Source organism: Streptomyces sp. NPDC030893 (assembly GCF_055571535.1).
This window is the reverse complement of record NZ_JBVIFC010000003.1, coordinates 497,456-522,956: the sequence shown is the minus strand read 5'-3', so window position 1 is coordinate 522,956 and position 25,501 is coordinate 497,456. Positions and strand designations below refer to the sequence as shown.

At 67.9% G+C, this 25,501-nt stretch carries 17 protein-coding genes and 4 pseudogenes; 8 read left to right on the top strand and 13 right to left on the bottom strand.

The features are described 5' to 3' along the window. Positions 1–378 precede the first annotated feature (378 nt). Positions 379–1,518 carry an alkaline phosphatase PhoX gene (locus tag ACZ434_RS10015; protein WP_468453670.1) on the top strand — a complete coding sequence of 380 codons (1,140 nt, stop codon included), beginning with the start codon at positions 379–381 and terminating at the stop codon, positions 1,516–1,518. A gap of 2 nt (positions 1,519–1,520) precedes the next feature. Here the strand turns inward: ACZ434_RS10015 and ACZ434_RS10010 are convergent, their stop codons facing one another. Both ACZ434_RS10010 and ACZ434_RS10005 read right to left on the bottom strand, forming a co-directional pair. Further along, on the bottom strand, positions 1,521–2,411 hold the full coding sequence (locus ACZ434_RS10010) for a methyltransferase (protein WP_468453668.1): 891 nt from the start codon (positions 2,409–2,411) through the stop codon (positions 1,521–1,523). A gap of 130 nt (positions 2,412–2,541) precedes the next feature. Further along, the gene (locus ACZ434_RS10005; protein ID WP_468453666.1) at positions 2,542–3,156 is read right to left on the bottom strand and encodes a helix-turn-helix domain-containing protein; all 615 of its coding nucleotides are present in this window, start codon (positions 3,154–3,156) and stop codon (positions 2,542–2,544) included. 258 nt (positions 3,157–3,414) lie between these two features. Here ACZ434_RS10005 and ACZ434_RS10000 point away from each other — a divergent pair, with 258 nt between their 5' ends. Continuing rightward, positions 3,415–5,028, top strand: coding sequence for an MFS transporter (locus ACZ434_RS10000; protein ID WP_468453664.1), 1,614 nt, complete (start codon positions 3,415–3,417; stop codon positions 5,026–5,028). Between the two features lie 1,175 nt (positions 5,029–6,203). Here ACZ434_RS10000 and ACZ434_RS09995 read toward each other — a convergent pair. After that, a pseudogene (locus ACZ434_RS09995) lies at positions 6,204–6,758 on the bottom strand (transposase); the annotation flags it as partial. Positions 6,759–6,938: 180 nt separating this feature from the next. On the opposite strand from ACZ434_RS09995, the gene istA reads away from it, so the two are divergent. Further along, the gene (gene istA, locus ACZ434_RS09990; RefSeq protein ID WP_468453662.1) at positions 6,939–8,291 is read left to right on the top strand and encodes an IS21 family transposase; all 1,353 of its coding nucleotides are present in this window, start codon (positions 6,939–6,941) and stop codon (positions 8,289–8,291) included. Beyond that, positions 8,288–9,057 (top strand): annotated as a pseudogene (gene istB / locus ACZ434_RS09985) (IS21-like element helper ATPase IstB). Before istA ends, istB begins: the two are co-directional and overlap by 4 nt. 37 nt (positions 9,058–9,094) lie before the next feature. Here istB and ACZ434_RS09980 read toward each other — a convergent pair. The 3 genes and pseudogenes from ACZ434_RS09980 to ACZ434_RS09970 all read right to left on the bottom strand — a co-directional run bounded on the left by ACZ434_RS09980 (position 9,095) and on the right by ACZ434_RS09970 (position 16,677). After that, entirely contained in the window at positions 9,095–9,439 is a 345-nt protein-coding gene (locus tag ACZ434_RS09980; RefSeq protein ID WP_468453660.1) for a hypothetical protein, read from the bottom strand. 118 nt (positions 9,440–9,557) lie between these two features. Continuing rightward, positions 9,558–10,670: pseudogene (locus ACZ434_RS09975) on the bottom strand (transposase); the annotation flags it as partial. A gap of 799 nt (positions 10,671–11,469) precedes the next feature. After that, positions 11,470–16,677 (bottom strand): DUF6531 domain-containing protein, encoded by a 5,208-nt coding sequence (locus ACZ434_RS09970; protein WP_468453719.1) that lies wholly within the window; start codon positions 16,675–16,677, stop codon positions 11,470–11,472. Positions 16,678–17,615: 938 nt separating this feature from the next. On the opposite strand from ACZ434_RS09970, the gene ACZ434_RS09965 reads away from it, so the two are divergent. Together ACZ434_RS09965 and ACZ434_RS09960 are read left to right on the top strand one after the other, a co-directional pair. Further along, positions 17,616–18,713, top strand: coding sequence for an IS110 family RNA-guided transposase (locus tag ACZ434_RS09965; protein WP_468453658.1), 1,098 nt, complete (start codon positions 17,616–17,618; stop codon positions 18,711–18,713). A gap of 148 nt (positions 18,714–18,861) precedes the next feature. Continuing rightward, on the top strand, positions 18,862–19,239 hold the full coding sequence (locus tag ACZ434_RS09960) for a transposase (RefSeq protein WP_468453656.1): 378 nt from the start codon (positions 18,862–18,864) through the stop codon (positions 19,237–19,239). A gap of 84 nt (positions 19,240–19,323) precedes the next feature. Here ACZ434_RS09960 and ACZ434_RS09955 read toward each other — a convergent pair whose 3' ends face one another. Together ACZ434_RS09955 and ACZ434_RS09950 are read right to left on the bottom strand one after the other, a co-directional pair. Beyond that, entirely contained in the window at positions 19,324–19,542 is a 219-nt protein-coding gene (locus tag ACZ434_RS09955) for a hypothetical protein (protein ID WP_468453654.1), read from the bottom strand. A 63-nt stretch (positions 19,543–19,605) separates the two neighbouring features. Beyond that, on the bottom strand, positions 19,606–19,977 hold the full coding sequence (locus tag ACZ434_RS09950) for a toxin glutamine deamidase domain-containing protein (protein WP_468453652.1): 372 nt from the start codon (positions 19,975–19,977) through the stop codon (positions 19,606–19,608). 605 nt (positions 19,978–20,582) lie between these two features. Between ACZ434_RS09950 and ACZ434_RS09945 the strand changes: the two genes are divergently transcribed. After that, positions 20,583–20,993: a four-helix bundle copper-binding protein gene (locus ACZ434_RS09945; protein ID WP_468453717.1), complete on the top strand. Its 411-nt coding sequence runs from the start codon at positions 20,583–20,585 to the stop codon at positions 20,991–20,993. 511 nt (positions 20,994–21,504) lie between these two features. On the opposite strand, the gene ACZ434_RS09940 is transcribed toward ACZ434_RS09945, so the two are convergent. From ACZ434_RS09940 to ACZ434_RS09925, 4 genes are all read right to left on the bottom strand, one after another. Further along, positions 21,505–22,275, bottom strand: a complete 771-nt coding sequence (locus ACZ434_RS09940; protein WP_468453649.1) for a transposase — start codon at positions 22,273–22,275, stop codon at positions 21,505–21,507. 40 nt (positions 22,276–22,315) lie between these two features. Further along, positions 22,316–22,912, bottom strand: coding sequence for a hypothetical protein (locus tag ACZ434_RS09935; RefSeq protein WP_468453647.1), 597 nt, complete (start codon positions 22,910–22,912; stop codon positions 22,316–22,318). An 84-nt stretch (positions 22,913–22,996) separates the two neighbouring features. Next, positions 22,997–23,887: a helix-turn-helix domain-containing protein gene (locus ACZ434_RS09930; protein WP_439453983.1), complete on the bottom strand. Its 891-nt coding sequence runs from the start codon at positions 23,885–23,887 to the stop codon at positions 22,997–22,999. A gap of 178 nt (positions 23,888–24,065) precedes the next feature. After that, a complete protein-coding gene (locus ACZ434_RS09925; protein WP_468453645.1) occupies positions 24,066–24,299 on the bottom strand; it encodes a DUF397 domain-containing protein in 234 nt (77 codons plus the stop codon). Positions 24,300–24,872: 573 nt separating this feature from the next. Here ACZ434_RS09925 and ACZ434_RS09920 point away from each other — a divergent pair. Beyond that, positions 24,873–25,115: pseudogene (locus ACZ434_RS09920) on the top strand (transposase); the annotation flags it as partial. A 134-nt stretch (positions 25,116–25,249) separates the two neighbouring features. On the opposite strand, the gene ACZ434_RS09915 reads toward ACZ434_RS09920, so the two are convergent. Next, positions 25,250–25,366, bottom strand: a complete 117-nt coding sequence (locus ACZ434_RS09915) for a DUF6207 family protein (protein WP_468453643.1) — start codon at positions 25,364–25,366, stop codon at positions 25,250–25,252. Between the last annotated feature and the right edge of the window lie 135 nt (positions 25,367–25,501).

Genomic DNA, 25,501 nt, shown 5'->3' with positions numbered 1-25,501 from the left:
TCCCCCCCCCCCCCCCCCTCCTTCCCCCCCCCCCCCCCCCCCCCTCCCCCCCCCCTCCCCCTCTCCCCCCCCCCCCCCCCCCCTCCCCCCCCCCCCCCCCCCCCCCCCCCCCCCCGGGCCCGGGCCGGGGGGGTACGGCGGTCCGGGCCCGGGGGTACGGCGGTCCGGGCCCGGGGGTACGGCGGCCCGGCCCGGAGGCCGTGATCCGCTCGCCGGCGACCACGACGTCCTGAAGCACATCACCCACGGAGCCTCCGGGACAGCGGCTCACCCACACCGCCCCTGACCAACACCCCGCCCAGACCACCGGACGGGCCAGGGAGGTCTGCGGCGGCGCTCCCCGCACCGCCCTCCCCACCCCATGACGGAAGAGGTCCCATGCAGCGACGTTCCTTCCTCCGCACGGTCACCGCCGGAACCGGTGCCGCCGTCCTCTGCGGCACCCTGTGGCAGCAGGCCGGGCACGCCGCCCCGGCCGGCGCCGCCTCCGGCAGCCCGTACGGGCCGCTCCTCGCCCCGGACGCCAACGGTGTGGCCCTGCCCGCCGGGTTCACCAGCCGCGTCGTCGCCCGCTCGCTGCGGCCCGTCGGCGGCACCATCTGGCACTCGGCGCCCGACGGCGGCGCCTGCTACGCCGACGGCGACGGCTGGATCTACGTCTCCAACTCCGAGATACCGCTCCTGGGCGGCGCCTCCGCCATCCGTTTCCGCGCCGACGGCTCCGTGGACCGCGCCTACCGCATCCTGTCCGGCACCAACCTCAACTGCGCGGGCGGCGCGACTCCCTGGAACACCTGGCTGTCCTGCGAGGAGACCTTCCGTGGCCGGGTCTTCGAGACCGACCCGTACGGGCGGAAGGAGGCCGTCGCGCACCACGCGATGGGCCGCTTCAAGCACGAGGCCGCCGCCTGCGACCCCGACCACCGGGTCGTCTACCTCACCGAGGACGAGGACGACGGCTGCTTCTACCGCTTCACGCCCGACACCTGGGGCGACCTGTCCTCCGGCCGCCTCGACGTCGCGTGCACCACCTCGGGTGACACGGTCGAGTGGCGGGAGGTGCCGTACCCCTCCGCGCCGCTGGTCCAGACCCGCAGGCAGCTCTCCGCCGCCCGCCACTTCGACGGCGGCGAGGGCTGCCACTACGCCGACGGCATCTGCTACTTCACCGCCAAGGGCGACCGCCAGGTCTGGGCGTACGACACCCGGGACGCGACGATCACGTCCGTCTACAACAGCGACGGCACCCTCACCGGGGTCGACAACATCACCGGCACGGCCGCCGGAGACCTCTACGTCGCCGAGGACGGCGGGAACATGGAGATCAACATCATCACCCGGGACGGCGTGGTCGCCCCGATCCTGCGCGTCGACGGCCACCCCGACTCCGAGATCACCGGCCCGGCCTTCTCCCCGGACGGCAGCCGCCTCTACTTCTCCTCCCAGCGTGGCACGAGCGGCGAGATCAGCGGCTCGGGCGGCGTGACGTACGAGGTCCGCGGCCCGTTCCGCCGCTGAGCTCAGGCGCGGCGGGCGGCCCAGACCGTGCGCTCGGTGCGAAGGGCGAGATCCTCGCGGTGCAGAAGGCTCGTCGGGCTGCCGGTGTCCAGCAGTTCGTCGAGCGCGGCGAGATCCTCGGGGCTGAGAGCGGGGGCGGCGACGCCGCGGATGCGCTGCAAGACGCCGTAGGCGTAGCGGCCGATCGCTTCGCTGCGGGCCCCTTCGATGGTGACGTTGAGTGTGCGTTCGTCCTCGACGGTGAAGCCGGCGGCCGTCAGCATCGGACCCCAGTCGGCGCCGCGGTGCGGTACGTGTTCGGCGTGGAAGCCGCCGGTCGCGGCATGGGCGCGCTCTTCGAGGCCGGGCCGGTTCTCCGGGGCGTGGGCGGGCAGGAAGCGGGGGACGCCCGCGAGCTCGACGACGGCGAAAAGAGCGCCGGGCGCGAGCAGTTCGCGGACGTTGCGCAGTGCGCTGTCGGGCTGGGCCATGTGGTGCATCGAGGCCGAGGCCCACACCAGGTCCGGCCTGCCGAGGTCGGGCCAGTCGTTGTCGTCGAGGTCGGCCTGCACGGTCCGTACGCGCCCCTGGACACCGCGGGCGCAGGCCTTCTCGCGCAGGAGCTGGAGGTGTCCGGCCGAGGTGTCGACGGCGGTGATGTGTGCGTCCGGGAACCGGTCGAGGAGCGCGAAGGTTCCCGCGCCGGTCCCGCAGCCCAGGTCCACGATCCGGTGCGGCTCCTCACTCAGGGACAGCCAGGCGGTGATGGACGCCGTGTGCTCGGCGAGCACCTCGGCGTCCAGGTCGAGGATCTCCGCCTGACCGCTGTCGCCGTGCTCCTGGTGGCCGTGATGTCCCTGGCCGGGATGGTGACCGCCATTGCCGTGGTGGGTGTGCTGGTGAGTGTGGTGCATGGCTTCACCGTAGGCCCGCCATGCGTCACCGGCACGCCTCTTTGCGTACTGCGCAAGAAGGTGACTCGGTGTATTGCCCGCGGCGCAACATCGCCCACCGCGCGCGGGCCCTCAGCCCGACCGCGGTCCGCTATGCGCCGGAGCCCTGGGCGCCTCCGCCGTCGGCCGCGGAGGCGTCGGGGCCGGCGTCCTTCTGGTGGCCGCGGCGGGCGTCGCGGTCGAAGATGCCCATGATCTCGCAGGGGCCGCCCTCGGCGCCGATGGCGTGCGGCATCATGGTGGGGAACTCGGCGGCCTGGTTGGTCTCGATGCGGAAGCGCCGGTCCCCCAGCATCAGGACGGCGGTACCGGACAGCACCACCACCCATTCGCGGCCGGGGTGCGCGCGCATGCGGGCCGGGTTGTCGGGCGGCGGATCGGTCATCCGCTGACGCATCACGCTCATGCCGGGGTCCCCCTTGATGGGCCAGCGCATCAGGCCGTGGGCGCCGTCGATCATCGGGCTGACGACGACGTCGTCGGCGGCGTTCTCCACGAGCTGGTCCAACGTGGTGTCCAAGGCGCGGGCGAGGGTGACCAACTGGTCCAGGGCGAGGCGGCGCCGACCGTTCTCGATGCGGCTCAGCGAGGACTGACTGAGGTTGGCCCGGCGGGCCAGTTCCTCCAGCGACCAGCCCTGTGCGACGCGCAGCGCACGGATCCGTTTGCGTACGAGGCTGTCCAGCTGCCCATCTTCTTGCGTCATAGGCAACATGCTATGCCACGCATGCATCATGCCCTTAGCGTCGAACACGGATGACCCAGTCCGGGGGCCGGGCACGACGAAAGGCCGCCCACCGACGGCGAGCCGGGCGCTGGTGACCACCGGCTGACGTAGGCCGCCGCCGGACTTCCGCGAGGCCGCCGTCCGGCGGTACGAGCGGTGAGCATCCCCTGCCTCACCAACCTGGCGACCGGGCCGGTCCCGGCGCCGACTCCGCATGCCCTTTTTGGGAAGGAAACCATGAACCACCATCAGCCCCCTCAGGCGCCGACAGCACCGGTAAGCGGCGGGGACGCGCCGGGCGCCCGTGAGCTGCGCGCGATCCTGATCACCGTCTCGGTCGCTCTGATGGCCGTCATCGCCTCCGTGACCGGGCTGAACGTCGCCCAGACCCACATGGCCGTCGAGTTCGGCGCCTCGCAGAACACCGTCCTGTGGATCATCAACGTCTACACCCTCGCCCTGGCCGCGCTGCTCCTGCCGCTCGGCGCCATCGGCGACCGCCTTGGCCGCAAGCCCATGCTGATCACCGGCCTGGTCGTCTTCGGCGCCGCCGGCGTCGTCGCGGGACTCGCCCCGTCGGCCGGGGTGATGATCGCCGCCCGCGTGGCCGCGGGTATCGGCGGCGCGATCATCATGCCGATCACCCTCGCCGTCATCACCTCCACCTTCCCCGAGAAGGAGCGCGGCAAGGCGATCGGTGTCTGGACCGGCGTCGCCGGAGGCGGCGGCATCCTCGGCATGTTCCTCTCCGCCCTGCTGGTCGACGTCGCCGACTGGCGCGGGCTGTTCGTGCTGCCCGTCGTCCTGGCCGTCGTCGCGCTGGCGATGACACTGAAGTCGGTGCCCAACTCCCGCGAACGCTCCGCCCACTCCTTCGACACCGTCGGTGCCCTGCTCTCCACCGTCGCCGTGACCGGTCTCATCTTCGTCCTGCAGGAAGGCCCCGAGCGGGGCTGGACCGCCCCGGTCACCCTGGTCGGCCTGACCGTCGGCGCCGTCGCCGCCATCGTCTTCGTCGCCTGGGAACTGCACCGCCGCGACGCCTCGTTGCTCGACGTACGCCTGTTCCGTGAGCGCGGCCTGGCCGGCGGCTCGATCACCCTGCTGGTCGTCTTCGGCGTCCAGGCCGGCATCAACGTCGTCCTCTTCCCGTTCTTCCAGGCCGTACTCGGCTGGTCCGGGCTGCTGTCCACCGTGGCGATGATGCCGATGGCCGTCATGATGATGGCGGCCTCGGGCCTGGCCCCCAGGATGGCCGCCCGGATCGGCGTCCGCTCCACCATGACGGCGGGCATCGCCCTGGCCACCCTCGGCCTGGCATTGATGGCGTTGTTCGTCTCCGTCGACGGTGGCTACCTGTCGATCCTGGGCGGCCTGCTCGCCATGGGCACCGGCATGGGTCTGTCGATGACGCCCTCCACCGAGGTCATCACCGGATCCCTGCCCCGAGCCCAACAGGGGGTCGCCTCCGCGCTCAACGACGTCACCCGCGAGTTCGGCACCGCCCTCGGCATCGCGATGCTCGGCGCGCTCCTGGCCAACGGCTACCGCAGCGCCATCGACGGCAAGCTCGACGGCATCCCCGACGAAGCCGCGGACACCGCCCGCGAAGGCGTCGCCAACGCCGTCGAGGTCGCGCCCGGGACCGGAAGCCACGCCCAGGACCTCGTCCATGCCGCGCAGCAGTCCTTCGTCGACGGCTGGCAGCAGTCCATGTGGGCCGGCGCCGCCGTCATGGCCGCGCTGCTCGTCCACGTCGCCCTGCGCGGCCCGAACAACACCGCACCCCTCCGGCCCGACGCCGAGCCGGCCCCCAGGACCGGGGCCGTGGACCAGATCGCCGCTCGCTGACCTCACAGCGACTCCGTGGACGGAGCCCGACGGCCGCCCCGCACGGCAGCCGGCCGTCGGGCATACCGCGTCCCCGCGGCATCCCCGACGGCAGTTCAGCTCCGAACGCGGGACCGCAAAGTGATGGACGCACACCGCCTTCGCAGGGTCCGTCTGTACGATGCTCGGGCGTCTTGCCTCACGTACCCGGCCAACAACGGGGTGCCGGAACACCTGCTCGCCATGTGGGCCGGGCACACCGACGTGCAGACGACGAAGGGGTGGTACGTGAAGCCGGACGTGGCGGACCTGCCTCCGGCGGCGGAAGCATGGGGAGGTCTCGCAGGGGGCGTGTGACAGATCGTGACAGATGAAGGTGTGAACCCGTGACCGAAGGCAAGACCGAGACGCTGCAGTACCGCTTTGACGGGCCGGAACACCTACCAGTCCTGATCCTCGGTCCCTCACTGGGTACCACATGGCACAGGTTGTAGAGACCGTCCAGGGGCGTCTGTGCCAGTCCACTGCGGGCATGAAAACGCAGGTCGGAGCCTCTTGGTCCGAGAGCGTCTACCCAGTTGGTGATGGCTGTGTGATACGCGGGTGATATGGCGAGGCCCCGCCGCGGTCCGTCATGGCGGGGCCTCTGCCCGGATCCGTGAGACGTCGAAGCCGCACCGGAGCGCTCCGGTGCGGCTTCGACGTGAGGTCGAACGCGTTGGCGCGCACGATGCGGTCGGTGCCTCCAAGGGGTCCGTGTGCCTGTGACTCTCTCGGGTGCCTGATGTGCGATCGCACCCGCTCATCCGTCCGTACCGGGGTGCCTTTTCCTCCCAGCACGACTGGGACGCGTGAGTGTGGGATCGACGGCCGGATCGACTGGCTGGCTACCGGCAACTGAACTCGTCATCTCGGCCTGTGGCCAGGCCGCGGCTGCATCGCTGTCGCGTGTGACGTCTATGTGGGCGTCGATCCGTACTTCCGTAACTACTACGTCCCTCGCCGTTAGGTGGCACGTGCTGGCGCGTAGGGCGCTTTGGGCTCCTCACTCAGTCAGGTTCCTGCGTCACTTGTGGGGACGACGGATTTGCGATCACAGCTGCTGGGGATGCCTGTTTTGGCGCGAGTGCGAAGACGAGGCCCCGCCGAGTATTGATGCTGTTGGTTAATTCGGGCCTGGTTGCTTCGCCCCGTCGTTATGCGGCGGGGCGAAGTGCTGCGAGGGGGCTGGTGCGGGTGCGGGCATGGGGTTGGCCGGTGAGCCAGGCGTTGATGCGGATGAGGTTGATCGCGGCGCCGGTGAGCTGGTGCTGGAGGCTGGTCTTGGCCAGGCCTCGGTAGCGGGATCTGCGCAGACCGCAGGCTTGTACTGCCTGGGAGATAGTGCCCTCGACCCCGGCACGGATCTTGTAGCGGTCCTTCCACTCGTCGGTCCGCTGGAGCTTGCGGGCCTGCTGAAGCGCTTCGTATTCCTCGCGGGGTTTGAGGTTGATCTCCCGACGTTGGGCCTTGGGGGAGTTGACGCATGCCCGCAGCTGGGGGCAGGTGCGGCAGTCGGCCGGAGAGAAGCGGACCCGGATGACTGGCAGCCCGTCTTCCGAACGGCGCTGGTGCCACTGTGTGCTGGTGACGCCGTTCGGGCAGGTCACGTGCTGGTTGTCCCAGTCGATGGTGAACGCGTCCTGCCCATAGGCGGCCTCGCCACGGGCGTGCGGGACGGTCACGGACTTCAGCGGTCCGTGTCGGCGTACAAGTGAACGTGCACCACTTCGTACGGATGAAAGTGCACCGTTCTCGGTGCGGTGATGGGGTGGAGGCCGCGAGTCTGCTGCTGACGGTTCGGGGTGGCAGGGAGGCGGCTGACGGTGGTCTTGGAACCACATCGCTGGCTGGAGTTGAGGCGGTTCCGGCCGCTGTATGAGTCCGGTGCGATGAGCCTGCGGGAGATCTCGAAGGAGACCGGGCTGAACCGCCGGACGGTCAGCAAGTACCTGAAGGACCTCGCTTCACTCGCGCCGCCGAAGAGAGAGTCAGCAGGTCAGCGGCGTCGGCGGGTGGTGGACGAGGTTGCGCCGCTGATCGACGCGATGCTCAGGTCGGAGGTCCTGCTCAAGGGAAGGGTGGTCCACGAGCGCCTGGTCCAGGAGTACGGGGTCACGATCAATTACCAGCGGGTGAAGCTCTACTTGCAGGAGGCCCGGCCCCGGATCGCGGAGGAACTGGGCATCAGTCCGGGTGATCTGGCGGGTCTGCACCGGCGGTTCGAGGTTGTTCCGGGTGCTCAGGCCCAGGTGGACTGGGGTGATGAGGGCAGAATCCTCGCTCATGTCGGGATCCCGAAGGTCTACTCCTTCCACATGACGCTGTCGTACTCGCGCGATCCGTTCTGCTGCTTCACCACCAGCCAGGACCTGGCGACGTTCTTCGACTGTCATCGTCATGCGTTCGCGCACTTCGGCGGGGTGCCGATGAGCATCGTCTACGACCGGACCAAGACGGTCGTGCGCCGGCACGTCGCCCCGGGCGAGGCGGTCCCGCTGCATCCGGAGGCGGTCGCCTTCGCCGGGCACTACGACTTCGACATCGACGTGCTGGCCGCCTACCGGCCCACGGGCAAGGGACGTGTCGAGCGCCAGGTCCTGATCGTCCGCGACCACGTGCTGGCCGGACGGGCGTTTTCCTCCATCGAGGAGATGAACGCCGCCTTCGCGGCCTGGGTGCCGCTGCGGCGGGCGAAGGTCCACGGCACCCACGGTGAGGTCATCGGGCACCGGGCCGTGCGCGATCACATGGCTCTGCGTCCGCTGCCGAAGGTCCCCTATGTGGTCGCCCAGCAGCATCTGCGGCATGTCGGCAAGGACTGCCTGGTCGCCTTCGACGCGAACCTCTACTCGGTGCCCGCCCGCAAGGTCCGTCCCCGCCAACTGGTCGAGATCCGGGCCACGAAGTCGCAGGTCAGCTTGCATTCCACCGTCCCCGACGCGGGCGGCCGGACGCTGCTGGCCGTCCATCCGCGGGCAGTCGGCCGCGGGGCCCGCGTCGTGGATGAGACCCACTGGGACGGTCTACCCACTGGCGCCGGCCGCCGCGTCACCACCGGCGACGCTCTGCCCTCGCCCCGCCGCAGCCAGTCGGCCGGGCCGGCGGCCGGACCGCTGCAGGCCCTGCTGAACCGGGCTGCCGCCGCGCATGTCGAGGTCGGCCGCCGGCCGCTGTCGGTCTATGACGAGCTGACCGGCACCCGCCCCTTCACCACCAACGCATCGACCGAGGACGCCCGTTGAGCGAGCTGACCAGCACCCGTATCCGCACCACCGCCACCAAGCTCGGCCTGCCCCACCTGGCCGAGGCCCTGAGCCAGTACATCCAGCGGGCGGACGAGGCCAAGATGGGCTACCTCGACATGCTCGACCTGGTGCTGTCCGAAGAACTCGCCGTCCGCGACGACCGCCGCTTCCGCAACGGCCTGCGGCTGTCGAAACTGCCGCACCACAAAACGCTGGAAGACTACGATTTCTCCTTCCAGCCCGAACTCGACCCGCGCAAGGTCAAGGACCTGGCCACCCTCTCCTTCGTCGAGGACAAGGCCAACGTCGCCCTGCTCGGGCCGCCGGGGGTCGGCAAGACGCACATCGCCGTCGCCCGGCCGTCGCGGCCTGCCGGGCCGGATACTCGATCTACTTCACCAGCCTCGACGACATGGTCCGCCACCTCAAGGCCGCCGAGGACCAGGGCCGGCTGATCAGCAAACTCACCAGCTACCTCCGCCCCGCGGTTCTCGTGGTCGACGAGGTGGGCTACCAGCCCCTGGAACGGACCGAGGCGAACCTAGTCTTCCAAGTGATCTCCAAGCGCTACGAGAAGGGCTCGATCATCCTGACCTCGAACAAGACCTTCGGCGAATGGGGCCAGGTCTTCGGCGACGAGGTCCTGGCCACCGCGATCCTCGACCGCCTCCTGCACCACTGCGAAGTCGTCCCGAGCAACGGCAACAGCTACCGGCTCAAGAACCGCCTCGCAGCCATCGAACGCGACACAGACGCCGCCTGACAACTGACGGCTCCTCTCTGTGGCTGCCCCAGACGAGCTAGCGCTCGGGGCGGGGCAGCCGACGAGCAGTGGCGTTACGCCAACGCGCGGTGCGGACGGTTGACGAGCCTCTGAGCGCGGCCATCTCCTTCGGCCCGCGCACGAGTCGGCAGGCCCCAATGTCCTGGTCGACGAGGATGGGCCAGTTTCCCCCGACCCGGATCTGGCGCCCCTCCTCGTCCTTCGCCGTGGGATACCAGGTGAAGCCATAGATGCCCGTGACATCCGGAGTCGCCCACAGGCCGATTTCGAAGGCCCACTCCTCCCAGCGGTCAGTCAGGGTCCGGCCGAACTCCTCCGCACGTCTCCGTGCTTCTTTTTCCTCCAAGAGATCCCCTTTCACCGCACTCCGACACCTGGGAGAGCAGACGTTACGGGACTGAGCCAGGCCACGAAACGGGACCTACCTCGGTGCACATATCTCTGTACTTGGCGGTGCACACAGAGAAGTACGCGGACAGTCCGTGCAGCGCGATCCCGTGATCACGCTGGGCGGCGGCCAGGGCGCCGGCATTGGCATAGCCAGTGTCGACCCAGTGCTCGCCGGGCAGCAGGTCCCGTTCGGCAAGGCCTGCATGCACGACGGAGGCCATCCGGTCGTCGGGCACGGTGGCGGCGGTGGTGGTCACATTCGTGACGAGGTGCACCGTCCCCGGCTCGCACGTCTCGGTGAGATGGACCTTGAAGCCGTCCCAGAAGGTGTCGCGTTTGACGCTTCCCCGGGCCTCGATGTCATAGGGGGTGACCAGGCGTTCTGCGCCCGGCGGCCGGTCTTTTGGGTCTCGCCGCTCCACCTCGCCTTCCACCAGGTGGAACTGCTGGATCCACAACTGCCGCAGGAGTTCCACCTCCGGCAGTGCCCGAAGCGCCAAGGGAGCGTCATCGGTCCAGATCATCTCCAGCAGCCGCATGCCGTCCCTGCCGATCCGGCGCCCCACCTCGGCCCGCTTGGCCTGGGCCTTGGGGAAACGGGAGTCTTCGATCCGGGTCGAGTAGTGCGTGAACCAGTCTGGTAGGGCGTGCGCGCTGAGCCAGCCCGGTTCGGTGAGCGCCACCACGTTCAGTGCCGCCCGCAGACTCTCGCCGACCAGCTCCAGCCAGTTCAGATCCCGTGCTGCAGACAGCACATGCGTGGAGTCGGTCCGAGCCTTGCCGCCACGGCTGAGCAACCCCTTCTCCCGGGCGGCGGCCAGGATGCCGTCCAACACCGGCCGGCCGCCGTCGGCGTTCACCAGCCGGTCCCGGAACTCTGACAGCACGGAGAAGTCGAACCCCGGATCGGCCAGTTCCAGTGCCAGCGCGTACTTCCAGTCGATCCGGGCCCGCACCGCCTCTGCGGCCTGCCGGTCGGTCAGCCCCTCCACGAACTGCAACACCAGCACCAGCGCCAGCCGCCCCGGCGACCAGGCAGGCTTGCCCCGCACCGCAAACAGGCCCGCGAACTGCTCATCGGTGAACAGGACACCTAACTCGTCCCTCACCCGGATCGCCAGGCTTCCCTTCGGGAACGCTGCCCGCGCCACCCGCACCGTCTCCGCCGGGATCTCCCCAGACCCCTTCGGCTGCATCGACACCCGCACCCACCCCATACGACAACGTCGGCCTTCAAGACCACAACCGGGTCTTGAAGGCCGACGTCACGCACAGGCCCGAATTAACCAACAGCATCAGTATTTGGCAGGGCCTTCTCGCATCGTGATTTTCATGTTGCGGCTGTGCTTGCCATGATCGGACGAATCCTGGGCAACTTCCCGGTGGCTGCGAGTGGTTATCAAAAACTGTACGCCTGGGTTGCACAGATTCAGTAGCCGCTGTCGGCCATCACCGTGGTGCGGCCGACAGCGGCCTTGGCGCCGAACACGTCACCAGGGACGTTCGCCGAGTCCAGCCCCTTCTGGCCCAGCACGGCTGCACCATTCCACCCTCACAGCCAGGAGCAGCATGTTGATTCTTTGCGAGCCCTTTCCTGGCCTTTCTTGGACTCGCCGCATCGCTGTGCTGCTTCAAGCGATTCGTTACCTCTCCCCATGGTTTCGGCATTAATCAAGGTATTCCACCCTGAGGCGCTGAAGGTAACTCGCATTCTCTAGTGCTGATAGCGTGTGCGAGGTCGGGGAAGTGATATATACGAGTGTGAAGTATTGTGGGAAGTCGGGTTCAGCGAGATAACCCTCATCATCTGCCCAATTCTTTTCAATTGTAATCTTTCCGGATTCTTGAAGGCGCGCGAGATGGTATTCACCTCCCTTGAAGTCGCTTTCCCGAGTGTTGAATGAGATCCCTAAGGCAATTGATAGGGCATCGCGTACCCCTTTTGTGTCCATTTGGTCAGAGCCGAAGAGGTAGTAGCGATGCCCCATGGTGTTCCCCTCTTTACTTTCTTGGTGCAATCATGCTCGGTGCGCGGCCGGTTGCACCCTCAACGGAATTGTAAATCATGAAATTAACATCCCGTCCGACTTTCTCTGAGAGTGCCTCAGCGAGTCCGCTCAGGCGCATTTTTCGCAGGTCTATGTCCCTTAGCGGGCCAGTTCGGGTGCCACCTGACCGGAGTCCTACTCCGGCTTTCTTCGCCTGTTCAATCAAGTCCGTCCCTGCTAGTGCGATATCATAGTCACTATCTGGACGGAATGCTTCACCTGTCTTGAAGCTCTGCCCTGTGACGGAACTCCCCTGGAATATGGCCGTGGAATCATTGTAGCCAGCTGCGCGTAGGCCGGCATACAGCTCCTGCGTGAATTCACGGTACCCCGACGCGCTGAAACCGCGAGGGGTGTAGGGGTTCGTTCCGCTTAGTGCCGGATCGTTGGCGTGTGCTGCGCCCGGCCCGAATCGACTCGACGTCTCGGGTTCGACGGCGGCCCGGCGCCAGCCGGTGAGGCCGCCGATGCCTACAAGGGCGATCTGCTGGGTCAGTTCTTCGGCGGTTTCGGCGTACAGGTCGGCGAGGGCGTCGCAGCCCTGCTGGCGGAGCATGTATTCGGCGCGGTAGAGGCGGTAGGCGGGGCGGACGGGGAGGTACTTGTCGACGAAGGCGCCGGCGCCGCCGTTCTGGCCGGTGAAGGCGTCGTGTGCGTCCCCGAGGAACACGAAGGGGGACTTGAAGACGTCGACGAAGGCGTCACCGAAGATGCCCGCTGCTTCGCCGAGGCTGTCGACGCGGCCGTTGTTCGGGTCGTCGGGGGTCAGTCCGCTGGGGTCGGTCAGGAGGGTGGGGACGTTGTCGGCGTAGGCGTAGGGCGATATGTACGGCGTGGTCTGGGTGCGGGTGGCGGGGTCGGGCCGGGTGAAGCGGCCGGTGGTGGTGTCGTACTGGCGGGCGTGGAGGTCGAGGTTGCCGGTGGTGGTCTCGTAGCGGGCGCCGGTGTAGGCGGGAGGGCTGGCGGGGGCGCCGCCGGTGACGGTGCCCAGGACCCGGGTGCCGAACGGGTCGTAGGCCCAGCGCTGATAGAGGGTGCCGGTGCTGTTGGTGACGTCGACCGGGGAGCCCTGGGTGTCGTGGTGGTAGTAGAAGAGCGCACCGGTGCCGGTCTTGACGGAGGTGGGCTGGCCGAGGGGGTCGTAGCGGAAGGACTGCTTGATGGTCCAGGCGCTGTCGTATTCGGTGGCCAGGATCGGCAGCGGGGCGTTGGGGTCCCACTGGGTGCGGTGGGTGACCGTACCGTCCTTGAGGGTGGCTACCTGGTTGCCGCTGGCGTCGTGGTCGTAGGTGTAGGCGGCGCCTGCGACGGTGGCGGCGGAGATCTGCCCGGCCAGGTCGTAGGTGTAGGTGTCGGCGCCCTTCTTGGTCTGGTTGCCTTCGGTGTCGTAGTCGTAGGCGGTGGTCGTGGTGCCGGTGGTGGTGGAGGTGAGCTGGTCGGCCGCGTCGTAGGTGTAGCTGGTGGAGGCGGTGCCGAGGGTGGAGGTGAGGCGGTTGCCGACCTTGTCGTAGGTGTAGGACGTGGTGCGGCTCGTGGCGCAGCCGGCGACCCAGGGCTGGGGGAAGCAGCCGGAGGTGAGGCGGCCTGCGGTGTCGTAGGTGAGGTCGTATCCGGTCGTGCCGACGTTGGCGCGGGTGATGTCGACGTGGGTGGGCAGGCCCGCCGGGGAGAGGGTGTGCGCGGTCTTGGTTACCGTGGTGCCGGCCTTGGAGGAGGTGACGGCGGTGAGGCGGCCGGCCCGGTCGTAGGTGCGGTCCTCGGTCTCGGTGTTGGGCAGCGCGGACCTGGTGAGGTTGCCGGCTGGGTCCCAGGTGTAGGTGGTGGTCTTGCCGTCGGCCAGCATCGTGGCGGTGCGGCCGTCGTTGTCGTAGGTGTAGGTGATCGTGTTGCCGTCGGAGTACTTGCGGGTGAGCATCTGCCCGGCGGCGTCGTAGGTGTAGGCGAAGCCGCGCGTCTTGGTGAGGTTGCCGACCGCGTCGTAGACGAAGTCCTCGGAGATCTTGGAGTTGGCGCGGGCAGTGATGCGGCCGGCGTCGTCGTAGCCGAACGTCGCGTCGGGGGTGGCGTCGGAGTAGTCGACCTTGGTGAGCAGGCCGCGCGGGTCGTAGGTGTAGCCGGTGGATCCGCGGGGCGTGGTCCTTTTGGTGAGGTTGCCGGCGGCGTCGTAGGCGTAGGTGGTCTCCCGCTGCAGCGGGTCGGTGACCGAGGTGGGGCGGCGGGCCGCGTCGTAGCCGTACGTGGTGACGTGCCCGTTGGCGTCGGTACGCTCGGTGACGTTGCCCACTGTGTCGTAGCCGTACGTGGTGACTGCACCGCCCGGAGCGGTGACTTCGGTCAGCCGGCCCAGCTTGTCGTATCCGTAGGCGGTGGCGCGCTTGTCGGCGTCCGTCTGCTTGACGACCTTGTTCACGGCGTCATAGGCGGTGGTGGTCACGCCGCCGAGTGGGTCGGTGACCGTGGTGGGGTTGCCGGCCGGGTCGTAGCCATAGGTGGTCGTGTACTGGGCCGGGTCTGCGCCGGTGGTGTTGCCGCGCGGGTCGACCGCGGTGGCCTGGCGCCCGTCACCGTCGTAGGTCCAGCTCGACTTGTGGCCGAGCGGGGAGGTGCGGCTGAGCAGGTTGCCGTCGGCGTCGTAGGCGTTGGTGGTGATTTTGCCCAGCTGATTGGTGCTGCTGGTCAGTCGGTTGTTCTTGTCGTAGACGGAGGTGACCGTCTCGCCTGCGGCGTCGGTGATCTTGGTGACGTTGTCGTTGGCGTCGTAGGTGTAGCTGGTGGTGTGGTCCAGCGGGTCGGTGACCGTGAGGGGCCGGTTGATGGCGTCGTAGGTCGTGGTGGTGGACGCGCCGGTCGGGCCGGTGACCTTGATGGTGTTGCCGGCCGCGTCGTAGGTGTAACTCGTGGTGTGGGCGGCCGGGTCGGCGCCGGTGGCGTTGCCGCGCGGGGAGACGCTGCTCAGCAGGCGTCCCACTTTGTCGTAGGTGTAGGTGGTCTTGCCGCCGGTCGCGTCGGTCTGGGAGGACAGGCGTCCGCTCGCGTCATAGGTGCGGGTGACGGAGTTGCCGGCTGGGTCGGTGGTCCGGGTGAGGTGTCCGGCGTCGTCGTAGGTGAACGTGGTGGTGTCGCCCGCCGGGTTCTTGGCCGACGTCAGTTGTTCGGCCCCGTTGTACTGGTAGGTCGTGGTGCGGCCCAGCGGATCGGTGGCCGAGCTGAGCAGGCCGCGGCCGTCGTAGGCGTACGTCGTGGTGAAGTCGGCCGGGTCGGCGCCGGTGACGTTGCCGCGCGGGTCCGTCCTCGTCAGGATCCGGCCGGCCTTGTCGTAGGTGAACGTCGTCTTCTCACCCAGCGGCGTGGTGACCGAGGTCCGGTTGCCGGCCGTGTCGTAGCCGTAGGTGGTGACCTTGCCGCGCGGCGTCGTCACGGTCTCCAGCGAGCCGAGCGGGGTGTACGTGTAGGCGGTCTTGCCGCCCAGCGGGTCCGTGGTGGACGTCAGCTGGTTCGATGTGTTGTAGGTGTACGTCGTCTTGTTCTTGCGGCCGTCGGTGTGACTGGTGATGTTGCCCGCACCGTCGTAGGTCCAGCTCTCCACGTAACCGAGCGCGGACGGGGCGCTACGGGTGAGCATCCGCCCGGCGCTGTCGTACGTCATCTCCGTGGTGTTGCCGCGCTGGTCGGTGATGGAGACGGGCCGCAGATGGCGGTCGTAGTCGTAGGCGATGCTCTTGCCGTACGGGTCGATGGTCTCCATCAGGACGTTGCCGGCGTACACGTCGGTCCACACGCCGCCGTCGGGCGCTGTGGTGTGCGACTCGCTCTTGCCGTCCCAGGTGAACGTCGTGGTCTTGCCGTTCTGGTCCGTCTGGGACTTGATACGGCCCGCGGTGTCGTAGACGTTGGTGACCTTGCCGCCCGCCGGGTCCGTGTAGGAGGACAGTCGCTTGTTCGCGTCGTAGGCGTACGACGACGCCTTCCCGGCAGGGTCGGTCACCGAGGTCAGCAGACCGCCGGTGTAGCCGTACGACACCGACGTACCGTCGGGCAGGCTCACCTTGGACAGCAGTCCGTCGGTGCCGGGCGTGAAGGTGGTGGTGCGGCCGGCGGCGTCCTTGACGGAGGCGAGAACGCCGGACGCGTACGCCAGGCTCAGGCCCTTGCCCACCTTGTCGACCACGGAGGTGAGCCGGCCGCTGCTGTCGAAGGTCTGCTTGGTGTGGTCCGGCGTGGTGATCGTGTAAGTGCTCGTGCCCTTGACCAGCTTGGCCGCAGAGCCTGCGGGTGCGGCGTATGTGCCGTCACTGTTCTGCGTGAACACGAACGATGCCCCGTCGTCCGTCCGGTACGTCACCTTCCCCGTCGCCACGGTCAGCTTGGCATCGAACGGCGTCGCCCAGCCGCGCCCCAGCAGGCCGACGGCGCTCGAGTCGGAGCGGTAGGTGCGCTCCAGGGCCAGAGGCACACCGGGGCTCACCAGGGAAGCGTCGGTGAGCTGTTCGAAGAACATGCCGGTGGCCGTGTTGACCGGGTCTGCTCGGTGCGCCTGTGCGTAGCAGGTACAGATTCCCGCCTGCGCACCGGGGATCACCGGAGTGTAGAACGCCTCCACCAGCGGCGAGGTGGTGCCGCCCGGACTTGACGTCCCGTCGGCGCTGTTGAGGAAGACCCAGGCGTAGTACTCCTTGCCGTCCTCGAGAATTCCGCCCAGCGCGCTGCCGGCCCACCAGAAACACTGGTCCGTGGGATAGGAGTTGCTCGCCCACCAGTCGTAGCACCAGGCCCCGGTGTCCGGGGTGTCACCGCTGGGGTCGTCCGTGGCCTTCTTGATCTCCTGCTGCACGACGGGGTAGCCGCCCTCGTCCAGGACGTACAGCCACATTCCGGTGTACGACGATCCGCGCTTGGGCAGCTTCACCTGCCCGCCGATCGACAGCATGCCGGGGTACGCGGTGGCCCAGGACGACACCCACGTCGGGTTCTCGGCCGCCGCGGCGAGGGGCTGCAGAGCCACCTTCGACTCGGCGGCGGGCCCACGCTCCACGCGGTTCTTGTCCGGCCGGCTGTGGGGCTCGTCCCTGGGCTTCTTCTCCGGCGCGTTCATGTACTCGCGCATCGGCGACCGTTCGTGCCGGTCCTCGTCGACCTGCCTGCGCCGCTCGGCCAGCGTCATGGCCTCGGGGGGCTTGGGCAGGTCGGCAGCTGTCCGGACCTGCGCCTGTGCGATGGTCGCGGTGGCTGTGGAGGGCAGACGGTCCCGGGGCAACGCCCAGGAGGGGACGACACCCGCTATCACCAGTAGAGCCAGGGTCAGAAAGGCCGTGACGAGTCTTCGCGCTTGTGTGCGCACAGTGCATCACCTGTGGGTCAGGAGTGAAGAGAGGTCGCGGTGATGCATGATCAGGAGAACCCTCGAACTAACGTGCTGCGGGAATCGGGGCCGAAACGCGACGGGGTCCCCCTCGCCCTGGCCATGGGTCTGCTGGCTGAGTGGACGAAGGACTCCGCTTGGCCGCTCGATTTGGCGCGAAGGTGATCCCGAGCGCGAGACGGTGTGGGTAAACGGACCCTCGACGGTGAGTTAAGGGCAGGCAGCGGGCCGGAAACGGAAGAAGGGGCTGCTTGAGCGGGATCTTTCTCCGGCCTCGCGCAGCCGCTACAGGACTTGCGGCCGACCGCTTACCGAACGAGAGTTCGTGGCCGTTCGTTCCGTGGTCGATGAAGGACTGCCGGTAAGGCGGGGCACAGGCTGTCTGTCAATGCCGGTCACGAGTGGGCGAGAAGTCAACTCGTTGTCAGTCCGTCCGGGGCAGGTTGAGTACCGGTTCGGACGAAGCCATCCGGCTGTGGTCGGGTCATGCCGTTGTGCCGGGAGCAGTGGGACGGTGGCGCGGTGCCGTCCCGGGCGGGGTCTGACTCATGAGATCTTTGACCGACGTGTCCAGTCACAGGCGTGTCGACTGTCGTTGCGGGATGGTTTCTGCTGTCACCGAGCCACAGGGCGTGTCCCTATAGGGGCCTTGCCGAGTTTCAGGCGCCATCACGGTTCAGACCGCCCGAGCGGGCCGGTGCCATCCACCCAGCACGTCACCACCCGGGAGGCGAACCACCATGACGACCAGAGAGCGCAGCACCTCCTCCAGTACGGATCCGCCCAGTCGGGGCGAGGTCGTGCTGGGCGTGGACACGCACGGCGAGGTGCATGTCGCCGCCGTGATCTCCCCGCTCGGGAAGGTCCTGGGAACCGAGTCCTTTCCGGCCACGGCGGTCGGCTACCGACAACTGCTTGTCTGGGCCCGCAAGCGGGGGACGGTGCGCCGGGCCGGGGTGGAGGGCACCGGCACCTTCGGAGCGGGCCTGTCCCGCTACCTGCTGGCTCAGCAGGTCGAGGTGTTCGAGGTGAACCGGCCCGACCGCACGGCCCGCCGTCTGCTCGGCAAGTCGGACCCGCTCGACGCTCAGGCCGCCGCACGGGCCGTGCTCAGCGGTCGCGCCCGGGCCCAGGCCAAAGCCGGCGACGGACCCGTGCACAGTGCCCGGATCTACAAACTCGCCAAGGACTCCGCGGTCAAGGCCCGCACCCAGGCGATCAACCAGCTCAAAGCCGTCCTGGTCATCGCCGACCCCGCTCTGCGAGAACGGCTGTCGGGCCTCGGCAACGCCGAGCTGTTCCGCACCTGCGCGCGCCTCGGCCCACCCGACGGTGGGGGAGACGAGGACGCGGTGACCCAGGCCACCCATATGACGTTACGCATGCTCGCCGAGCGCATCGAACAGCTCACGGCTCAGATCAATGAGCTGAACCAACGCCTGACCCGGCTCGTCGAACGTAACGCCCCACAGCTACTGACACCGGTGGGCATCGGTCCGGACAGCGCCGTCACTCTCCTGATCACCATGGGAGACAATCCCGAGCGGCTGAACACTGAGGCGTCTTTTGCTGCCCTTTGCGGAGTCAGCCCCATCGAGTACTCCTCCGGCCGGCGGCGCACGCGCCGGCTCAACTACGGCGGAGACCGGCAGGCCAACGCCGCCCTGCACCGCATCGTCTTCACCCGCCTGCGCCACGACCCGCGCACCCAGGAGTACTACGAACGCCGCACCCAGGAGGGCAAGACCCGCCGTGAGATCGTCCGATGCCTCAAGCGATACGCAGCCCGCGAGGTCTTCAACCTGGTCAGACCGGCTTCCCGCACCCCTGCGTTATAGGGGCGTCGGTGATAGACCGAGGCCCCGCCGAGGAGCATCCTTGGCGGGCCTCTGCCCGGAGCCATGCGATGCAGCCTCACCGGAGCGCTCCGGTGAGGCGGCGCCGTGAAGTTGACTGTGCGTGCACGCGTGACGCGTTCGGCTCGTCATGCAGTTTGTCTTCCAGCGCTGTCCTCGTGGACGCTGCATTTGCGATCGCAGCCATGACGGACGTCCCAAGCAGCTGAACACCGAGGCGTCCTTTACCGCCCTTTGCGGAGCTAGCCTCATCGAATGTTCCTCCGGCCGAGGTAGCACGTGCCGGCTCAACCACAGCGGCGACCGGCGGGCCAACACCGCCCTGCACCGCATCGTCATTACCCGCCTGCGCCACGACCCGCACACCCAGACGTACGGCGAACGCCGCATCCAGGAGGGCAAGACATCGAAGAGGGCTTCCCTGCTGGGTGACGGCCGGGGCTCGCACGCGGCAGCGTCGCGGTCACCCGGGCCGGACTGCGTGCGGACTGCCGTGCCTTTCCAGTAGTCCTACAGCGGTGCTCACTCGGCCGTTGAGACCAGAAGGCACGGCAAATCCGCTACTTCACCGGGATGACCCGCTTGCTCGAACTCAAAGCAGGTCACGCTCCATCAGGTCATCCGCTTCCTCCCGGGTGACGAAGGAGCACGCTCCGGTATTCAGGTCGACGGCTACGGGCAGGTTCCCGCCGAGTTGCATGTCCTGACGTCCGTGATCGAGGTACTCGACATGGTCGTAGGGAGCGATGAACCGTCCCTTGTCCGTGAAGCAGTACTCGGGAATGATCCTCACGTTGGAGGACAGCCCCATGCTCTGCTTTCCTCCGTGAGGAACTCCGCGGCCCTGCGCTCGGCTTCTTCCGGGTCGAGCATGTCAGTTGGTCCTCGTCACGTAGTAGTCGCGGTATTTCTTGTGCGCTGGATTGGCCTTGCCCGACTGGAAGTCGAGGAAGACCACCTTTCCATCGATGTTCGCGACATTGAGGTAGTGACCCACGCCCTTCCTGGGCCGTGCTCCTATGATCGCCCGAGCACCGGGTCCCCAGCGCAGCATGTCGCTCATGATGACCTTGAGGCCGCCGACCTTCCGGAACGGTAGCCCCGTCATCGCTGACAACTCGGCCCGCGTCAGCGGGCGGTCTGCTCCAGACACCCCGTTCGGATTCCGGCCGGCCATGAGGTCGTCGCCGGCGGTCGCACACAGTCCGCAGTTCCTCCGGCCGCCTTCCGGGTTGATGCGGCTCATGGACGACGGGGTTTCCAGTGTGTAGTAGGGGAGTCCGAAGCGCGTCGAACTCGGTTCCCCGTAGTAACGTCCCGCCCTGGACGCCGCCGTCGTAAGCGGCTCTCCGGAGGGACCCGCGTAGGCACTACCAACGAGCGGCGCGCGAGCCGCCACCGCATCGGACGCGCCGCGACCGCGCCGGCCTCGCCGGGACGGGGTACGCGCTGTTTCGTCACGTCAGGTCCTGAACCGCACGAGTCGCCGGTGCTTTACCCCGGGGTACGGGTGCCGGCCAACCGCAAGACCGCCGGCCCAGGGAGGTGATCAGAGCGTTGGCGCCTGTTCGCAGCGTCGGCACGCCTCCGGTTCCGGGACGCGACGTGAAGGGGCTGATCGCCGCGAACCTTCGGCGCATCGTCTCCACGGCCTCCTCGCCGCCACCCACCCCTGCCCCCTCATCTGCGGCCGCCGCCGTTGCCTCCGTTCGCGCCAGGTTCAACGCACCGCGACCGCGATCAGGGCCGAGCGGTGCTGACGGAGCACTCGGCGGTTTGCGGCGTCCGGCGTGGTGTTACCCCTACGTGGACGGCATCAGCCGTCGCTGGACACCACTGGAGGGTTCTTTTATGGCCACTGCAGTCAAGGACATGCTCGGTACCTACCCTGCCGATCTGGGCGGAGTGGACCGGGAGAAGCTCGCCCAGTGCATCGAGGAATGCATCGCCTGTGCACAGGCGTGTACCGCGTGCGCGGACGCATGTCTGTCGGAGGAGATGGTCAGTGAACTGACCAAGTGCATCCGCACGAACGCCGACTGTGCCGACATCTGCAATGCCACCGCCGCGGTACTGTCCCGCCACACCGGCTACGACGCCAACATCACCCGCGCGATCCTCCAGGCATGCGCCACCGTCTGCAAAGCCTGTGCCGACGAGTGCGGGCGCCACGCCGACCAGCACGACCACTGCCGCGTGTGCGCCGAAGCCTGCCGCCGCTGCGAACAGGCGTGCAACGACCTGATCGATTCCCTGGGCTGACATACTCCCCGTCCACTCCGCCGCTACGCCGGGCGGACCGCACGCGAGCCGGTCCTAAGTGGCCGGATGGTCTTGAAGGAATGCTCGGTGCAACCCCGGGGCACGCAGCGGGCCGGCTATGCCGCGAGGAGGCATTGCATGTCCGTGAGCGAGAGGACGTCGGCGCACGCGGTGATCTCAGTCAGGGGTCGGCGCGGCGGAGTACACCTGTTTTCCGAGGATGCCCTGGCGCTTTTCCGCACCGGAGCGTTCGGGTCGGGTCGGGTCAGACGCTGTCCGACATCACCGCAGACATTCTGGCCGGCAGGGCAGGGGCACGTCGGATCCGCAATCCGTGCCCGCGTCCAGTCTGCGGGGTCGGGTGGGCAAGACCACGCCGATCTTCGGCGTCAGCCGCCGGGGCAGGGGTACGACGAATACGGCGTCAGGAAGAGGCAGCCCGCTAAGGGTTGTCCCGTAAATGATCTCCGGGTCGCCTCGGGCATGGTTGATCACGGTGAAGCCCGTTGATCTATCCGGTGAGGACGAGGTTGTGCATCCGGGCGATGCCGAGCATGGCGTGGTGGACGCCGTCGCCTTTGAGGCGGCAGTCGCGGAGGATCTTCCAGGTCTTCATGCGGGCGAAGACGTGCTCGACCCGTGCCCGGACCTGCTTGTGGGACCTGTTGTGATCCTCTTTCCAGGCTGGGAGTTCGGTCTGGCCGCGCTCCCGGCGGTGCGGGATGACGAGTCCGGTGCCCGGGTAGCCGCCGTCGGCGATCGTGAGGGTGTTGCCGACGGCGGCCTTGGCGCCGGACTCCTCCCATGCCTTGCAGTCGTTGCGGTTCCCGGCGAGCGGTCGGCCGACCACGACGATCAGGCGGGTGACGGCGTCGATGACGACTTGGTGGTTGGTGGAGTACCGGTAGTTCTTCGACCGCTCGGCGATGGTGTGATCCCGGGTGGGGACCAGGGTGCCGTCCACGATGAGCACAGTGTTCTTGGCGAACCGCTTGCGGGGCCGAAGCGCGAGCAGGGGGCCGAGGTGGTTGATGACTCGGCCGGCCGTGGACTTCGAGACGCCGAACAACGGAGCGAGCTGTCGCAACGTCAGGTTGGTACGCCAATAGGCCGTGACAAGCAACACCCGGTCCTCCAGCGGCAGGCTCCACGGCCGGCCTCGGTGGACTGCATCTGCTCCATCGCGCCGCAGCGTGGTCAGCAGCTTGCCGAAGCAGCGCGGGCTCAGCCCCGCGAATGGGGCTATCCAGGACGGCTCCGAGGCCGTGATCACACCAGGCACGACAGAGATCATTTACGACCGGCACCATCTGGCGGCAGTCTCAGCCGAGGAAGGCCTTCCAGAACGGCACGGACGCCTGCGGAGCCCAAGGCGCATCCTCGTCAACCTCACTGAACTCGCGGTCGATGTAGTCGGCCAGATCGTGGCCGTAGCAGATGATGTCGGTTCCCCACACCGACAAGACCGGATGTCCCGGGGTGTGGCGACCCGCAGGTATGAAGCGGTGCGCGTATACGGGAACGAGTTGCGGCGCTTGCGCAAGTACCGCTCGGGTCACCTCCACGGCCTCATCATTGGTGGCGGGACGCGCCCCCAAGGCCGGATGCCAGCTGCCATGAGCGATGTCGGCCAGCACTTCTCGTGCCGGCCACTCCAGCCGATGGCGCAGGTCGTCTACATCCGCGTGACGCCAGTCGGGCCAGGGCTGCTGCCACGTCGCGCCTTCCTCGGGAGGTGAGGCAACCGGCAGCCCTCCCGCCAGGAAGGCACGATGCTCTGGGGAGAACTCAAACCCATAGGTCGCCTCGATCCGGCTGAACTCTTCATCCGTGAGCCCTGGAGCTATCTCACAGCAGTCCGCCTCAGCCAACCGCCGCGCGGCCTCCGCACCCAACCGAGCGCCATCAGTGTCGATCACTCCGGCACCGTACGCGCACTGCTCGCACGGCATCGCCACTTTTCGAACCCCGGCATGGGCTTCCAGGTCATTGCGGGACAGCCCTTAGGCATCCCCCTGCTTCGCACGGAACTCGGTGAGAAGCGGTTTGATGTACTGCTCAAGGAGGTCCAACGACTCGGTCTTCGACAAGGCCCTCGTCCACAGATCCTCCAACGACGCCTGGTACTTCTCGATCTCCTCGTCATCGACCAGCAGGTTGCCGCTGCTGTTCCGGGTCTCCAGGTACAGGGCACGGCCGACCGTGTTCTCGTACGGCTTGAGCAGCATCATGGACGGGTGGAAGGCCACGCCCTCGTGGCTGGCCGACCACGGCAGGATACGGATGTGGATGTTCGGCCGGGTCGCGGCGAGGGTGAACAGGTGCAGCAGCTGTTCGCAGTGCACGGCCGGACCGCCGACCGGCGTATTGAGCACGCCCTCCCACAGGACGGCCTCATACATCAGGGAGTCGTCCGCTCCGTCCGTCGCGTCGAGGAGGGCCTGGCGTTGCAGCCGGATCTCCAGGCGCCGCTTCACCAGCCTGCGGTAGGTGCGCCGGCCTTCCTCGGTGGGCTGCGCGTCGGCCACGCCCATCATGAGGGCGCGCGCGTGCCTGCGTGTCTGGAGCATGCCGGGGACGCCGGTCTCCTGGTAGGTCCGGATCACCTTGGAGGTGGCCTCCAGGGCGAACAGGCCGGCCAGGGGCTCTGAGACGACGTCGGAGGGGTTGGCCCATGACGGCGAGTTCTGCATCCGCTGCAGGGATCGTGCTGCCTCCTCCCGTACGGCGTCCGTGGCGCCGCAGGCGCGGAGGAAGACGTCGACCCTCACCGGGTCCTGGGCCTGCTTCCCGGTCTCGTACTTGCTGAGGGTGGGGACCGACCCCATCTCCGGGACGCGGGAGACGGCTTCGGCCTGCGTCCAGCCCATCTGGTCCCGGTGCTGCTTCAGCATCGCACCGACGGCCCGCGCCACGGGGTGTGGCGCGGGCCGCGGTTTCTGTCCTGGCCCTGGAATCGCGGAGAGGTGAGCGGACACGGTGCGGACTCCTTCTGCGTGAGCGGCACCCTCGCCGCGGCGGCAACAGGATTAATCGCCCGATCAGCTCAGAGCAAGCCCAGGCCATGAGATTTCAGTCGGTCAGATGCCGAAACTCGCCCTTGCTCACTCCGTCGGCGAAAGCGGACAGTTCGCCGCGCGTGAAGATGAGTGCGGGTCCCTGGGGGTCCCGGGAGTTGCGCATGGCGATGTTTTCGCCGACCGCGGCCACCTCGATGCACTCGTTGATGCCGTCGCTGCGGGACGCCTTGACCCAGAGCGCCTCCTTCAGTTCGCCGGCGTTAATTCCGTTGTAAATCGTGGACATCGCCTGCCCGCCTTCCTGTTGTGACCAGCGACAACTCCCCGTGTCGGCTGGCCTGGACTCCACTCCTCCGTTTTCACCAGCGGCGTGAAAATTTCACGGCCAGAGGTGAATGGGTGAAAGTCTAGCGATCTCACAGGGGGTGCGCCGTCCCTCGAAGGGGTGTTTTCAAGTGCAGGAGAAAGAAAAATGCGAAAAGCATATTGATGCGGTAAGTGACGGCTCGTCTCCATGGAGAATGGCCGAAGCTTGCCCCCCACGGGCGAGCCGCCGGGGCGGGATGCGGTCGCAGGCGAGTGATGTCCGGTGCTTCGCCACGATGGTCTGAAGGCTTGCAATTGCACAGAAGGGCCCGCCGAGTGGGCGGCCGCCACGGGTTGGCACGGGAGGCGCGTGTCGGGCTCGGTTGTTGTGACGGGAGCCCGTCCAGCGGGTGCGAGAGCCTGGGGGTCGGCGAGGGAGCGTGCGCCAACGACGAGCTGGAACGGGTCGTCGGCCTACGCCTGTATGCGGTGGCAGATCCGGCCGGTCGCGGTGATGAGTGAACGCCGCAAGGTGCGCTCGGGCCCTATGCCCGAGATCCGCCGCATCGTCTGCACCACCAACGCGATCGAGTCGGTGAACGCCCGTCTCCGCCGGGCGGTCAAGGCCCGCGGGCACTTCCCCAACGAACAGGCCGCCCTGAAGGGCATCTGCATGGCCATCATGTCCCTTGACCCCACCGGCAGGGGCCAGGCGCGCTGAACCATGCGCTGGAAGACCGCCCTGAACGCCCTAGACGTCACCTTCGACGGCCGGAGCTCAGCCGCCCGTCAGTAACCCAACCACTCTGGACATACCGCTCGTTTGACAGACCCGGCGCCGTAGATGTCTCCCAGTGGCGCTGGCCCTTGGGCTGGCATCGTGGGCGCCCGGGGCTGCTGCGCGGGCTGCGCAACAGCCCCGGCGGCCGTCTACCAGCGGTCATCGGGGTGGCCCGGCGGGTTAAGGGGCTGGCGCAGGTCGAGGTAGCAGCGCAGCCGTGCGCCTGGTTGTCCGGGCTCGCGGGTGGTGCGTTCCGCGGATGTCATCGCCCACTGGAGCTGGCACTTCTCGGCGGCGAGTATTCGGCCCGTACTGCCGCTCTCGCCAGCCGGGAAAGGGCCGGATGTTGCCATTCCTTGCAGTACCAAAATCGACCAACGGCCATAAAATGCAAGTGGGTT